This is a genomic window from Promicromonospora sp. MS192, assembly GCF_049532985.1.
Lineage (GTDB): Bacteria > Actinomycetota > Actinomycetes > Actinomycetales > Cellulomonadaceae > Promicromonospora.
Genome location: NZ_CP186693.1, coordinates 547,483 through 560,373 on the forward strand (window position 1 = coordinate 547,483; position 12,891 = coordinate 560,373).

Annotated in this window: 13 protein-coding genes and 1 tRNA gene; 7 read left to right on the top strand and 7 right to left on the bottom strand. The window is 71.6% G+C overall.

Annotated features, from left to right (window positions below):
• Positions 1-81: 81 nt before the first annotated feature.
• Positions 82-1,338 (bottom strand): PucR family transcriptional regulator, encoded by a 1,257-nt coding sequence (locus ACO229_RS02490; protein WP_397410823.1) that lies wholly within the window; start codon positions 1,336-1,338, stop codon positions 82-84.
• Between the two features lie 99 nt (positions 1,339-1,437).
• Here ACO229_RS02490 and ACO229_RS02495 point away from each other — a divergent pair, with 99 nt between their 5' ends.
• Positions 1,438-2,112 (top strand): hypothetical protein, encoded by a 675-nt coding sequence (locus ACO229_RS02495; RefSeq protein ID WP_397410821.1) that lies wholly within the window; start codon positions 1,438-1,440, stop codon positions 2,110-2,112.
• A 94-nt stretch (positions 2,113-2,206) separates the two neighbouring features.
• Here the strand turns inward: ACO229_RS02495 and aceE are convergent, their stop codons facing one another.
• Positions 2,207-4,957, bottom strand: coding sequence for a pyruvate dehydrogenase (acetyl-transferring), homodimeric type (aceE, locus tag ACO229_RS02500; protein WP_397431845.1), 2,751 nt, complete (start codon positions 4,955-4,957; stop codon positions 2,207-2,209).
• A gap of 436 nt (positions 4,958-5,393) precedes the next feature.
• Between aceE and ACO229_RS02505 the strand changes: the two genes are divergently transcribed.
• From ACO229_RS02505 to ACO229_RS02525, 5 genes are all read left to right on the top strand, one after another.
• On the top strand, positions 5,394-5,801 hold the full coding sequence (locus tag ACO229_RS02505; protein WP_397410817.1) for a DUF3052 domain-containing protein: 408 nt from the start codon (positions 5,394-5,396) through the stop codon (positions 5,799-5,801).
• The gene (locus ACO229_RS02510; RefSeq protein ID WP_397410815.1) at positions 5,798-6,256 is read left to right on the top strand and encodes a peroxiredoxin; all 459 of its coding nucleotides are present in this window, start codon (positions 5,798-5,800) and stop codon (positions 6,254-6,256) included. The genes ACO229_RS02505 and ACO229_RS02510 overlap by 4 nt, the downstream gene beginning before the upstream one ends.
• A gap of 86 nt (positions 6,257-6,342) precedes the next feature.
• Positions 6,343-6,416, top strand: a tRNA-Val gene (locus ACO229_RS02515).
• Positions 6,417-6,829: 413 nt separating this feature from the next.
• Positions 6,830-7,009 carry a hypothetical protein gene (locus ACO229_RS02520; RefSeq protein ID WP_423463626.1) on the top strand — a complete coding sequence of 60 codons (180 nt, stop codon included), beginning with the start codon at positions 6,830-6,832 and terminating at the stop codon, positions 7,007-7,009.
• A 33-nt stretch (positions 7,010-7,042) separates the two neighbouring features.
• The gene (locus tag ACO229_RS02525) at positions 7,043-7,285 is read left to right on the top strand and encodes an excisionase family DNA-binding protein (RefSeq protein ID WP_423463627.1); all 243 of its coding nucleotides are present in this window, start codon (positions 7,043-7,045) and stop codon (positions 7,283-7,285) included.
• A gap of 255 nt (positions 7,286-7,540) precedes the next feature.
• Here the strand turns inward: ACO229_RS02525 and ACO229_RS02530 are convergent, their stop codons facing one another.
• The gene (locus tag ACO229_RS02530) at positions 7,541-8,515 is read right to left on the bottom strand and encodes a ketopantoate reductase family protein (RefSeq protein ID WP_423463628.1); all 975 of its coding nucleotides are present in this window, start codon (positions 8,513-8,515) and stop codon (positions 7,541-7,543) included.
• 90 nt (positions 8,516-8,605) lie between these two features.
• On the opposite strand from ACO229_RS02530, the gene ACO229_RS02535 reads away from it, so the two are divergent.
• Positions 8,606-9,202, top strand: a complete 597-nt coding sequence (locus ACO229_RS02535) for a TetR/AcrR family transcriptional regulator (RefSeq protein WP_423463630.1) — start codon at positions 8,606-8,608, stop codon at positions 9,200-9,202.
• Between the two features lie 45 nt (positions 9,203-9,247).
• On the opposite strand, the gene ACO229_RS02540 is transcribed toward ACO229_RS02535, so the two are convergent.
• The 4 genes from ACO229_RS02540 to ACO229_RS02555 form a co-directional block, all read right to left on the bottom strand.
• Complete coding sequence (locus tag ACO229_RS02540) at positions 9,248-9,802, bottom strand: NADP-dependent oxidoreductase (protein WP_423463632.1); 555 nt, start codon at positions 9,800-9,802, stop codon at positions 9,248-9,250.
• A 100-nt stretch (positions 9,803-9,902) separates the two neighbouring features.
• Entirely contained in the window at positions 9,903-10,082 is a 180-nt protein-coding gene (locus ACO229_RS02545; protein ID WP_423463633.1) for an SIP domain-containing protein, read from the bottom strand.
• Positions 10,060-11,067, bottom strand: a complete 1,008-nt coding sequence (locus ACO229_RS02550; RefSeq protein ID WP_423463634.1) for a WxL protein peptidoglycan domain-containing protein — start codon at positions 11,065-11,067, stop codon at positions 10,060-10,062. Before ACO229_RS02550 ends, ACO229_RS02545 begins: the two co-directional genes overlap by 23 nt.
• Before the next feature lie 54 nt (positions 11,068-11,121).
• Positions 11,122-12,876, bottom strand: coding sequence for an HtaA domain-containing protein (locus tag ACO229_RS02555; protein WP_423463635.1), 1,755 nt, complete (start codon positions 12,874-12,876; stop codon positions 11,122-11,124).
• Positions 12,877-12,891 lie beyond the last annotated feature (15 nt).

A 12,891-nucleotide genomic window follows, 5' to 3' on the forward strand; every position in this document is an offset into this window, starting at 1 on the left:
GCGACCCGTACCAACCTGGTCGAGGGGCCTTGTGCGGAATCTACAAGGCGCCGCCCGGGGCGACGGGTTAGGGCGAACGGGTCAGCCGCGGCCGAGCTGGCCGAGCGCCAGCGCCACCTGCAGCACGAACGACTCCCGGGCGTCCAGCGGGTCCCACCCGGTGATCTCGGAGACCTTGCGCAGCCGGTAGCGCACGGTGTTGGGGTGAACGTACAGATGGCGTGCGGCGGCCTCCAGGGACCGGCCGGTGCCGAGGTAGGCGGAGAGCGTCTCCAGCACGGCGCCCCCGGCGTCCTGCAGCGGGGTGAAGGCCTGGGCGATCAGGGTCGCGCGCGCCGTGTAGTCGCCGGTCAGCACGCGTTCCGGCAGCAGGTCGTCGGCCATCACGGGGCGCGGCGCCTGCGGCCAGGCCGGGGCGGCCGTGAGGCCCGCGAGCGCCGAGCGCGCCGACCGCGGGGCCTCGGTCAGGCTCGGCACCTGGGTGCCGATCACCACCGGGCCGGCGCCGAACCGGCTCAGCAGCGACGTCGCGGCGGCGACGAGGTCGCCCTCGCCGCCGAGCACGAGCACGAGGCGGTCGCCGTGGATGCCGACGAGGGCGTCGCCGGCGGCGCGGCGGGCCACCCGGCGGATCTCGGCGGTGCGGATCTCGTCCAGCTCCTCGGTCGCCAGGCCCACGACCACGAGCGCGTTGCCGCGGCCGCTCCAGCCGAGGGCGGAGATCCGCGAGCGCAGCGAGTCGTCGCCGTCGCCGCGCACCAGGGCGTCGACCACGAGGGCCTCGAGCCGGGCGTCCCAGGCGCCGCGCCACTCGGCGGCGCGCGCGTAGACCTCGGCCGCGGAGAACGCGACCTCGCGGGAGTAGCGCAGCACGGCCTCGCGCAGGTCGCGCTCGCCGCCGGGGGCGGCGATGCGGTCGGAGTGGGTCTCCACGACGTCGACCACGACGCGTACGAGCTGCAGTGTGTGCTGGAGCGAGATGGACCGGGTCAGCTCCGTGGGCGCCGCGGCGAAGATCTCGCTGACGCCGTGGGGCGGCCGGTCCGGGTCGGTGAACCACGAGGTGAACGCGTTGATGCCGGCCTGGGCCACGAGGCCGACGTACGAGCGGTCCTCCGCCGGCAGGTCGCGGTACCAGTTCAGGTCCTCGTCGAGCCGGCGCATGGCGGCGGCGGTGAGCAGGCCGGTGGCCTCGCGGACCCGCTGGAGGTTCATCGGGAATCCGGCAGGGTCGGTGCCGGTCTCCTGCGTCTCGTCCGTGGGCCGGTCCACGGACGGCTCCGCCCCCTGGTCGTCCTGGGGAGCGTCGTTCCGCGCGGCCCGTCGTGTTGCTGGCACCCCGGCAGCATACGAGCCCGGGTTGTGGGGAGTCCACAAACGGACTTCTCAGGCAGCGTCGGTCCAGTGTGCGGGTGCGGAAAACTGTAGGGTCGAGGTATGGCCCTGATGCAACGGCTCCGCCGCCTCATCCGTCGGCCCCCGTCCGCGTCCACGGTCGGCACGCGCCGCCTGTCGCCGTCGGCGCCCCGGCGGGGGGACGACGGGCACGAGGACGCCCTGCGCGCCCAGCTGACCGACGATCCCAACAACGAGGAGGCGTTCCGCGCGCTGGCGGAGATCGTCCGCCGTCGGGCCGCCGAGGACCCGACGCTGGAGGACCCGCTGCGGGACTCCGACGAGATCCCCGAGTCGAAGCAGCGCGAGGCGGACCTGGCGGTGTGGGCACTGGCCGAGGAGCTGGCCGGCCACCCCCGCGGGTGGTACCCGCTGATCGAGCTGGGCCGGCTGTCGCTGGCCGACGACCCGGAGGGCGCCGTCCGCCGGTTCACGACCGCCGCCGAGCGGGACCCGGACGGTCACGCGCTGGTCGAGGGGCTCGCGATCTTGCGGGACGCGGGCATGCCCGTGGAGGCGCTGGGGCTGGGCGTGGGGCAGTGGCGGGTGCGGGAGCACCCGCCGGAGGTCGGCCGGCATCTCGTGCTGGCGGCGCTGGAGGCGGACCGGCCGCACGAGGCCAGGCAGCACCTGCGCTCGCTGGAGACCCACCCGGACGCGAAGGCGACGGCGCCGCTCCGCGCGGAGCTGGCGAAGGCGATCGCGGAAGCGGTCTGACGCCGCGCCACGCAAAGTCACGCTCTACCCAGTCATCGGGCCCGGAACTCACGTGAGTTCCGGGCCCGATGACTGGGTAGAGCGTGACCTGGGGTCAGCTGTCGCCGCCTGCCACGCCCGACGTGCCGGCGTTGACGTCCAGGAGTCGGTACTTCTCCACGGCCTTGGCCACGACGTCGTTCGGCACCTCGCCGCGGCGGGCGAGCGACTGCAGCGTCTTGACCACCATCGACGGACCGTCGATGAGGAAGTGCCGGCGCGCGGCGGCGCGGGTGTCGGAGAAGCCGAAGCCGTCCGCACCGAGCACCGCGTAGTCGCCGGGCACCCACGCGCGGATCTGGTCGGGCACCAGGTGGTCGTAGTCGCTGGTCGCGACGAACGGGCCCTGGGCGCCGGACAGCTTCTCGGTCACGTACGGCGTGCGCACGGGCGCCGCCGGGTCCACGAGCGCGTCGTGCTCGGAGGCGAGCGCGTCGCGGCGCAGCTCGTTCCAGCTCGTCACGGACCACACGTCGGCCGAGACGCCCCAGTCCTCCTTGAGGAGCTGCTGCGCCTCCAGCGCCCACGGCACGCCCACGCCGGAGGCGAGGAGCTGGGCCTTGGGGCCGTCCGCGTCGGACACCGAGATGCGGTGGATGCCGCGCTTGATGCCCTCGACGTCGACGTCCTCCGGCTCGGCCGGCTGGACCATCGGCTCGTTGTACACCGTGAGGTAGTACATGACGTCCTGGTCCCGGCCGTCGGAGCCGTCGCCGTACATGCGCTCGATACCGTCGCGCACGATGTGCCGGATCTCGTAGCCGTAGGCGGGGTCGTACTGCACGACGGCGGTGTTCGTCCCCGCGATGAGCGGCGAGTGCCCGTCGGCGTGCTGCAGGCCCTCGCCGGTCAGCGTGGTGCGGCCCGCGGTGGCGCCGATGATGAAGCCGCGCGTCATCTGGTCGCCGGCGGCCCAGAACTGGTCGCCTGTGCGCTGGAAGCCGAACATCGAGTAGAAGATGTAGACCGGGATCATCGGCTCGCCGTGCGTCGCGTACGACGTGCCGACGGCCTGGAACGCGGCGGCGGAGCCGGCCTCGTTGATGCCGGTGTGCATGATCTGCCCCGACTCGGACTCCTTGTAGCTCAGCATGAGCTCGCGGTCCACGGCGAGGTAGTTCTGGCCGAGCGTGTTGAAGATCTTGGCGCTCGGGAAGATCGAGTCCAGACCGAAGGTGCGGGCCTCGTCCGGGATGATCGGCACGATGCGGTGGCCGAAGTCCTTGGCCTTGAAGAGGTCCTTGAGCAGGCGGACGAACGCCATGGTCGAGGCGACCTGCTGCGTGCCGGAGCCCTTCTTCAGCAGCTCGTAGGACTTGTCCTCGGGCAGCGTCAGGGTGGTCTTCGCCGTCGTGCGGCGCTCCGGGACGAACCCGCCGAGCTGACGGCGGCGCTCCAGCATGTACTGGATCTCCGGCGCGTCGGCACCCGGGTGGTAGTACGGCGGCAGGTACGGGTCCTTCTCGAGCTCGGCGTCCGAGATCGGGATCCGGAGCGAGTCGCGCAGCGTCTTGAGGTCGTCGCCCTTGAGCTTCTTCATCTGGTGCGTGGCGTTGCGCCCCGCGAAGCCGGCACCCAGGCCGTAGCCCTTGACGGTGTGCGCCAGGATGACGGTCGGCTGGCCGGTGTGCGCGCGCGCCGCGGAGTAGGCCGCGTAGAGCTTGCGGTAGTCGTGGCCGCCGCGCTTCATGTTCCAGATGTCGTCGTCGGTCATGTTCTCGACGAGGGCCTTGGTGCGCGGGTCGCGCCCGAAGAAGTGCTCGCGGATGAACGCGCCCGACTCGGCGCGGTAGGTCTGGTAGTCACCGTCGGGGGTGACGTTCATCAGGTTGACCAGCGCACGGTCCTTGTCGGCGTTGAGCAGGGCGTCCCACTCGCGGCCCCAGACGACCTTGATGACGTTCCAGCCGGCGCCCTTGAACTGGGCCTCCAGCTCCTGGATGATCTTGCCGTTTCCGCGCACGGGGCCGTCGAGGCGCTGCAGGTTGCAGTTGACCACGAAGGTCAGGTTGTCGAGCTGCTGCTGCGCGGCGAGCTGCAGCATGCCGCGGCTCTCCGGCTCGTCCATCTCGCCGTCGCCGAGGAACGCCCAGACGTCCTGCTGGCTGGTGTCCTTGATCCCGCGGTTGTGCAGGTACTGGTTGGTCCAGGCCTGGTAGATCGCGGACGCCGGGCCCAGGCCCATGCTGACCGTCGGGAACTCCCAGAAGTCCTGCATGAGGCGCGGGTGCGGGTAGGACGGCAGGCCGCCGCCCGGGTGCGACAGCTCCTGGCGGAACCCGTCGAGCTGGTCCGCGGACAGGCGGCCCTCGAGGTACCCGCGGGCGTAGACGCCGGGGGAGGCGTGGCCCTGGAAGTAGATCTGGTCGCCGCCGCCGGGGTGGTCCTTGCCCCGGAAGAAGTGGTTCAGGCCCACCTCGTACAGCGTCGCGACGGACGCGTAGGAGGAGATGTGACCACCGACGCTCAGGCCCTCGCGCTGGGCGCGGGTCACCATGACCGCCGCGTTCCAGCGGATCCACGAGCGGTAGCGGCGCTCCATGGCCTCGTCGCCGGGGAAGTACGGCTCCTCGTGCACACCGATGGTGTTCACGTAGGGGGTCGCCATCGACGCGGGGATGCTCACGTTCCGCTCTCGCGCACGGCGCAGCAGGTTGAGCATGACGTACCGGGCGCGGGGTCCGCCCTTCTCGTCGATCAGCCCGTCGAAGGACTCGACCCACTCCTCGGTCTCGGCCGGGTCGATGTCAGGTACGGCGCTGAGCAGACCGTTGATCAGCGGTCCGGTCTCGTCAAACGAAGCCACCAGCTACCTCTCTCGGTGTCGCGCGGCGTGGTCGCGGTTCGCGCTCCCCGCCGCCTCGTCAGGCCCCGTCGCGTCGGCGGCAGCGTCACCACAGCTGGGGTTGCGGCTGTGCACGCCCACGCACAGGTGGTCAGAGCCATTCTGTCCCCTTCCAGCGTGCGCTCACACCATAGGGCGGTCAAGAGTGCGTGATCTGCGTTACGTCGGTGCTGGATCACGTCCATATTGATACGCGGTATCGCAATGATGAGACTGAGTGCATGACCTCCTCGTTGCCGAGGGCTCATCGATTCATCAAATGGACACCACGCGACCTGGTTGCGAGGCATGGCCGGGGTGCGTGCACTACCTTTGGCGACGGAGAGCCCGACGACGGGCCAGAGAGCACCAGGACGACCCGGCTCCAGGCCGGACAGAGAGAGGGACGATCAACCAAGTGAGCACGGACACCCAGGGCGCGGGGCGCCTCGGTTTCGAGGCCGGCCAGGTGGTGCAGGAGTTCGGCTGGGGCGACGACGTCGACGAAGCACTGCGGGCCGACATCGAGGAGATCATCGGCGGCGAGCTGGAGGACGAGGACTACGGCGACGTCACCGACGGCGTCATCCTCTGGTGGCGGGAGGGCGACGGCGACCTCACCGACGCCCTGGTCGACGTCCTGACGGTCCTCGACGACGGCGGGCTGATCTGGATCCTCACGCCCAAGCCCGGTCGCGACGGCGAGGTGGGCCACGGTGACATCCAGGAGGCCGCGACCACGGCCGGCCTGCAGACCACCAGCACGTTCGCGATCGCGGAGGACTGGTCGGCGACGCGTCTGGGCTACCGCGGCCGCGGCAAGTGACCGTCCTCGCACCGGGGGACCCCGCACCCGACTTCACGCTCCCGGACACGCACGGCACCCCGACCACGCTGTCGGACCTGCGCGGGACGCCGGTGCTCGTCGTCTTCGTGCCGTTTGCCTTCTCCGGGACGTGCACGGGGGAGCTGTGCGAGCTGCGGGACAACATCGAGGACTTCGAGACGGCGGGCGTGCGGCTGCTCGTCGTCTCCACGGACGCCGTGTTCACGCTCAAGGCGTGGCAGGCGGCCGAGGGGTACCAGTTCGACCTGCTGTCGGACTTCTGGCCGCACGGTGAGGTGGCCCGTGCCTACGGCGTGCTCGACGAGGACGCCGGGCACGCGCTGCGGGGGTCGTTCCTGATCGACGGCGACGGGATCGTCCGGTGGAGCGTGGTCAACCCGCGCGGGCAGGCGCGGGACCTGGAGGAGTACCGCAGGGCCGTCGCGGAGGTCTGAGGCGGCCGGTCTCGCCGGCTTCGTGCGGTGGGGTGGAAAAGCAGGACCGTTCTGCGGCGTGGGCCAGGTATTGTGGACCGCTGCCGGGGCTCGTAGCTCAGCTGGTTAGAGCGCCACGTTTACACCGTGGATGTCGGGGGTTCGAATCCCTCCGGGCCCACTTGCTGCAAGGATGCAGCCTGACCTGTGTCGATGCTTTCTCTTGTCCTGGACAGCAGAATGCTTCGGTCAGCGTGGAGCAGAACGTCTCGCAGGGCGGCAAGGGCATCAATGCAGTGGTCGGCCCGGTGAAGACGGACGCTGGATATCGGACCATCGCGATCGCGGAAGACCTGGTGCCGATACTTGCCGCGCACATCGATCGCTTCGCCCAGTCTGGACGGGACGGCCTGGTCTTCCCGGGCCAGAAGGGCGGTGTCCTCCCGGAGGGGACGTGGCGCGACAACTGGATCAGAGCACGCAACAAGGCAGGCTTGCCGGGCGTGACACACGAGCCTCACCCTTGCCGCACGGGCAGGAGCGACGACTGCCGAGCTGATGTACCGCGCCGGCCACTCCGAACCACGCGTAGCGATGGACTATCAGCACGCTGCCGCCGAACGCGACCGGATGATTGCCGAGCGCATGCCTGCAGCGGCACGAAAGGACGAGCTGGCCGAACGGCGGCTGCGACGGAACCCGGCCGTGCTGGAACCTCACGAGCGCCGCACCGATCCTTCGGGGCCGCCCGCGGACAGCATCGGACACCTGTGATCTGACAGGTTCGTCTGATGACGGAGAAGCATCATGAAACCGAGTGCCGGAAGAACCAGCCCACGTCCCTCGCCATCGACGGTGGCCGGGCGGGGCCCGAAGGAAAACCTGGTCAGCCTGACAGCGGCCGCCGAGACGCTTGGCATCTCTACCAAGACCGTGCGGCGTCGTATCGCCGACGGCACCGTGCGCGGTTACCGAGTTGGCCGACTGATACGGCTTGACCTCGACGAGGTCCGTGAAGCACTGGCGGTGGTGATCCCGTCGGCACGGTAGCCGTGCTCAGCTTCCGAGAGAGCGGGCCAGCACTCAGCGGTCGGATCGCTCATTGCAAGCTTGCGTCCCCAGGGGCTCGGCGGTCTGGTTGGAAACGGTGGTGGTCATGGTGGTTCGTTCCTTCGAAGCGCTCGGTTCTCTTCGGCGTCCTGCCGCCGCGAGAATCGTCCACCTTGACCTCAGGTCAAGATCAACCATGACGTGCGTCACTCGATCTTCGGAGCCGCGGGTCTCGACCGGACGCCACTGCGGACACTACGAGGTCGGTGCCCGGGACGGGCCCTGGCGGGCGAAGCTCGGTTCCGCCGCCTCCAGTCGCGGCACCGCGATGCCCAGCCGCCGCGCCTCGGCCAGGGTGTCCCGGCAGACTGCTCGCGGCTCCTCGGCCTCGGGGTCGGAATGTGTCTCGAGGCTCAACCGGGCCGGCGCGACATGAGCAGTCAGCCAGGCGAGCACCGAGGCCGTCAGCCAGGCCGGTGCGCGCATGGGTAGCACGCTGCCTCGATGGCGCCGCAGGTCGACACCGCGCGCCTCGAGGAGCGGCAGCAGCTCACGGCCGGCCAGCAGTGCTTCGCGCAGCTCGCGCCGTGCTCCGGCCAGGTCGGCCAGCGAGCCCAGCCTCAGGCCTTGCGAGTGCATGCCGGCGTCCGCCGCGAAATGGATCCACAACCAGCCGCGGAGGTCGGGCTGCTCCAGGATCCGGAACCCCGCCTCGCGAAACAGCCGGCGCACGGTCCGCTCGCGTGCGGTCGGGGGCGTGCCGAAGGTGCCGAGGACGACGGACGGCAGTATTGCCGCGCGGAGCACGCCGTTCTCGCCGAAGCCGCCACCGGACTGCGGGAATCCCCAGGCGACCTGGTCGGGGGGAAGGTCCCCGATCGCGGCCAGCGGCTCGGTCCAGATGTTGCTGAAGACCAGCACCGTTGCCGTGCCGATGCGTGGAGCCAGGAAGGCCGCCGCCTCCGCAAGCCGGTAGTGCTGCACGCTCAGCACGATGAGGTCGAAGTCGTGACCCGGCTCCAGCTCTTCGCGGTAGCGCACCGGCCACCTCTCGACCACGGACTTCCCCCACACGCGCCGTCGTGTGTCGAGCAGATCGAGGTCGACCGTCTCCCCGTAGGTCGCCGCGCGGCCTGGGCGGACGTAGAACTCGACGTCGTGCCCGGCCTGTTCCAGGGCCCAGCCGTTCACGGTGGCGATGACGCCTCGTCCGAACATCAGGATCTTCATGCTGTACCTCGATGGGTTAGGCTCAAACCGGAGATCGTCTCCACTTGCAAGATATGGAGATGGTCTCCACTTGTCAACGGGAGGTATCGCATGAACGCCGCCAAGCCGCTGCGGGCCGACGCCCGGCGCAACCGTGAGGCCCTGCTCGCATCGGCCCGGGAAGTTCTCGACGCCGGCGACTTCTTCGACCTTCGCTTCGACGACTTCGCCCGCCTGGCCGGCGTGGGCACCGGCACGTTGTACCGCCACTTCCCCACCCGGGAGGCGCTGGCCGAGGCGGTCTACCACGAGGAGGTCGCCGCGCTCAGCGCACGCGCCCGCGAGCTGCGTGCCACGCTGCCCGCGGAGGAGGCCCTGGCGGTCTTCCTGCGCGGCATGGTCGACCACATGGACGCCTACCAGGGTCTCGCCCGGACACTGGCCACCCTCATGACCACCCGCTCAGGTGCGCTCGCCGAGGGTGGCCAGGTGCTGGAGGAGGCCGTCGGCGACCTGGTGGCCGACGCCGTGCGAGACGGTACCGTCCGGGCCGACGTGGACGCCGGCGTCGTCATGATGGCACTGCACGGCATCGGCGCGGCCCATGACCACCGCCACAACTGGCGGGCCGAGGCCGACGGCGTCATCACGCTGCTGCTGGACGGGCTGCGCCTGCCGCCCACGAGCGGTCGGCGTGTCCGGTCGTAGAGGAGGGCGAGCTCGCCTCGCGGGGCGCCCGTTCGACGCGGTCGCCTACGGGCGGACGCGGATGATCGTCTTGCCCTTGGCCCGCTCGGTGGGGTTGAACGCGGCGACCGCCTCGTCCAGGCCCGCGACGCGGGCGATGTTCGTTTGCAGGCGCCCGTCGCGGACCCGCTGGGCGAGCTCGCTCAGCTGGGCGCGGTCGGCCTCGACGACGAAGTCGACGGCCAGTCCGTCGGCCGGTCGTGCCTCGGGCGGGCCCGCGATGCTGACGAGCGTTCCTCCTGCCCGCACCAGGGCGGCCGAACGTCGCTGGATGTCTCCGCCGATCATGTCGAACACGAGATCGACCGAACCGACGTCCTCCAGCGCGCCTCCGTCGAGGTCGACGAACTCCTGCGCGCCGAGGTCGAGCGCAGCCTGCCGGTCCGCCGTCCGCCCGGTGCCGATCACGTAGGCACCCGCCTCCCGGGCGAGCTGCACCACCATGGACCCGACGCCGCCAGCAGCGCCGTGCACCAGGGCGCTCTGCCCGACCTCGAGGCGAGCGTGGACGAACAGACCCTGCCACGCGGTCAGGCCCGAGATCGGCAGGCTCGCGCCCACGGTGAAGTCGACGTCGCCGGGGAGCGGCGCGAGGTTGCGTGCCCGCTCACGGTCGACGACCCCGTCGCGGTGTCCTGACCGCGCCGCCGACCACCGTGGCTCAGCGGCTCCGGCCCGGGCGCCAGTACGCGCAGAAGTCGATCCGCGCCTGGGGTACGCCGGCGCTCAGGCAGTGCGCTCGCGTCGCCAGCGTGAACGACGCCTCGCCCGCGACGCAGACGTAGACGGGCGACGGAAAGGCTGTCGTGCCTGCACGATCACGTCGGCTGTTGGTGCGCATCGATTGGCCGGTCGTTCCTGATCGGCGCGGTCCCCTCTGGCCAGGTGGGTGAGCGACGGTTCATGGTCCTTGCCCGCAGCAGCGGTAGAGCCACGGAGCCCACCACAGCCAGGAGCACCACGCTCAGCAGCGCCCATGGCATCGCCCAGCCGCTCGCGGTGTCGTGCGCTGACGTCACACCGCCCCCGCCGGCGCCGACCACCAGGCCGTCCAGCCGCACTGTTGCCTCGGCCCGCACGAGCGGGCGGACGCCGGGCACCTTGATGACCCGCTCGACCGTCGAGCCGGGAAGGATCTCCCCGAGCTCGCCGGACGTCGTCGTCCCGGCCGCACCACCGGGGCCCTCGACCGTGACGGTCTCGGTCGGGACGAGACGCGCGGTGCCCGTGTTCGTCAGCCGATACCGGACCGTCGAGGTGACGGTCCCGAACGGATTCGCGGAGACTCCGGTTGTCACGGTGAGGCCGCTGATCCCGAGGCCTGGCGCGAGCGCTCCGCCGACCCGGGCGTGCACCCGCAGTGCCAGGCGCCGGTCCACGCTCAAAGCGGAGTCGCCGACCCGTTGGGTGAGGGCGGTCACTACACCGCCCGAGTGGTCGCCGGGGGTGGCGTCGTCCGGGACGCGCAAGGTGAAGGACACCTCGGCGGACTCTCCTGGCTCCAGCTCCAGCGTGCCCCGTCGGAACGTGAGCCACGTGCCGAGGCCGGTCGCGGGGGCGTCGGCGGCCAGCAGGTCCAGGTGCCCGCTTGGTGTGGTGAACGCGTCGGTGCCATACACGGCCAGGCGCAGGGGAGCGGCGGACCGGTTGGTCACCACCAGGGCGTCGGAGACGTGGTCCCCAGGCTCGACAGCGTAGGCGTAGTTCGCGCGGTCGGAACCCTGGCGGTTGTCGCCCGGGGTCACGGACCAGGAGAGGTCGTCGCCGGCCGCGGCGGAGCCAGCGGCCGGCGAGAGACCGACGGCCCAGAGGAGTACCGCAACCACGGCGAGCCCGAAGGCACGCCGCGGCCGCGGACGAGAGCGGTGAGCCACGAACCGTCAGCCCACCGCGGTGAGCGTGAGCACGCTCGCGTAGTCGCCTGGCGACGTGTCCAGCGGGATGCGCAGGTCCAGGGCGGCGTCCGCCGTCACCGAGCCCGGCGCGTGCCCCGCCGGCGCGGACACCAGGGTGGCGCCCGCAGTCAGGCCGGAACCGGTGCCGGCGTGCACCACGGGCCCGGCGGCGGCCCCGCCGGTGTTCGCTGTGACGGACGGCGACCAGCCGAGGCTGCTGCCCGGGAACGAGCTCGCGGTGCTGCCGGCCGAGCTGCCCGACGAGGCGCCGGTCGCGACGAAGTCCGTGGCCGTCGCGCTGATGCTCCAGGCCGGGCCGCCGGTCCGGGTGTCGCTGACCGTGACCTGCTTGAGGTCGCCGGTCGCGGTCAGTGCCCCCGCGCCCGCCTCGGCGGTGCCGAGGCTCACGGCGCCCGGCCCGCCCACGACGGTCCAGGTGAACGCGCCCGGGTCGCCGGGCCCACCCGGCCCGCCGTCGTCTTCGGGCACGGTGACCTCGAGGTCGATGTCGTCCGACCCGCCCGGGTTGCCGCCCGGGGCCGCGAACGTCACCGGGACGCCGAGCTCCTGGGCCGCGTTGGCCGGGGCGCCGCCCGCGGCGTACGTGTACACGCCGTAGGTGCCGGTCGCGGTGTCCGACGGCGCCGCGTCCAGCTCGGCCGTGAACGTACCGTCGGGCGCGAGCAGCACGAGCTGGCCGGCCACGGTCGGGAAGTCCGCCAGCACCTGCGAGTACGACGGCTCCGGCAGCGCCCACTTCTGGTCGAGCACCGTCCGCGCGGCGGAGGCGGCTCCCTGGGACGGGCGCCACGGGTCCCCGAACGCGCCGAAGACCACGTAGACGCCGGTGGGCGCGTTCGCCGCGACGGGCGGACGGCCCGACGTGTTCACGTTGGCCGCCGGGTCGAAGCCCGACCCGGTGACCGTGACCGTCTCGCCCGCCGGGTCGAGACCCGACGCCGCGGACAGCGTCACCGTCGGGTTCCACGGCTCCGGCTCCTGGACCGGTGCCGTGAGCTCCGCGCTGACCGTGAAGCTGTCGAGCGCGGCGCCCTCGGCGAGGAAGTCCTGCAGTGCCGTGGCGCCCTGCGCCGTCAGCGTCACGCCGGTCCCGTTTACGGTGACGGCGTCCGCGGAGACGTCCACCGTCGTCGTCGCGACCTCACCGAGCACCACGTCGTCGCCACCGTAGGTGCCGGGCTCATAACCGAGGTTGTTCTCCGGGATCTCCACGGCGAGGTCACCCACGAGGGCGCCCACGCCGCCGTCGACCACCACGCTGACGTTCTCGACGGTCACCGTGAAGGCGTGCGAGGGGAAGTGGTAGACGGCGCCGCCGGTGGTGTCGACCGTCAGGTTGTCGGCGTCGGTCACCGTGCCGCCCGCCACGGGCAGCAGGTACGGCAGGGTCTCGTTCGGCGGGGTGGTGTCCAGGTTAGCGGCGGGTGTGCCGGCCTCGTCGAACTGGCCGGGCGCCACGAGCGTGATCCGCTCGCCGACCGGGACGGGCCCGACCGGCGGCAGGGCCGCCGTCTGGCGCCCCACGTAGTTGCGGAAGCTCTCGCGGAACCCCCAGGCCAGGTTGCCGCTGTCGGCGGTCACCTCGGACGCCTCGGTCGTGGCCGCGGTGGCGCTGAGTACGACGGCGGGCGCGGTGGCCAGCGTCGTGCCGAGCCCGAGGGTGAGCAGGGCGAGCCCGGCGCGGAGCCGCGGGCGGCCAGCCGGTCTGCTGCGTGTCATGGTTGTTGCCTTTCT

Bases quoted from the DNA above. Each gene is read 5' to 3' on its own strand.
- ACO229_RS02520 (WP_423463626.1), top strand. From the start codon at position 6,830: ATGGACTATCAGCACGCTGCCGCCGAACGCGACCGGATGATTGCCGAG.
- ACO229_RS02555 (WP_423463635.1), bottom strand. From the start codon at position 12,876: ATGACACGCAGCAGACCGGCTGGCCGCCCGCGGCTCCGCGCCGGGCTC.
- ACO229_RS02495 (WP_397410821.1), top strand. From the start codon at position 1,438: ATGGCCCTGATGCAACGGCTCCGCCGCCTCATCCGTCGGCCCCCGTCC.
- ACO229_RS02535 (WP_423463630.1), top strand. From the start codon at position 8,606: ATGAACGCCGCCAAGCCGCTGCGGGCCGACGCCCGGCGCAACCGTGAG.
- ACO229_RS02530 (WP_423463628.1), bottom strand. From the start codon at position 8,515: ATGAAGATCCTGATGTTCGGACGAGGCGTCATCGCCACCGTGAACGGC.
- ACO229_RS02545 (WP_423463633.1), bottom strand. From the start codon at position 10,082: ATGCGCACCAACAGCCGACGTGATCGTGCAGGCACGACAGCCTTTCCG.
- ACO229_RS02525 (WP_423463627.1), top strand. From the start codon at position 7,043: ATGAAACCGAGTGCCGGAAGAACCAGCCCACGTCCCTCGCCATCGACG.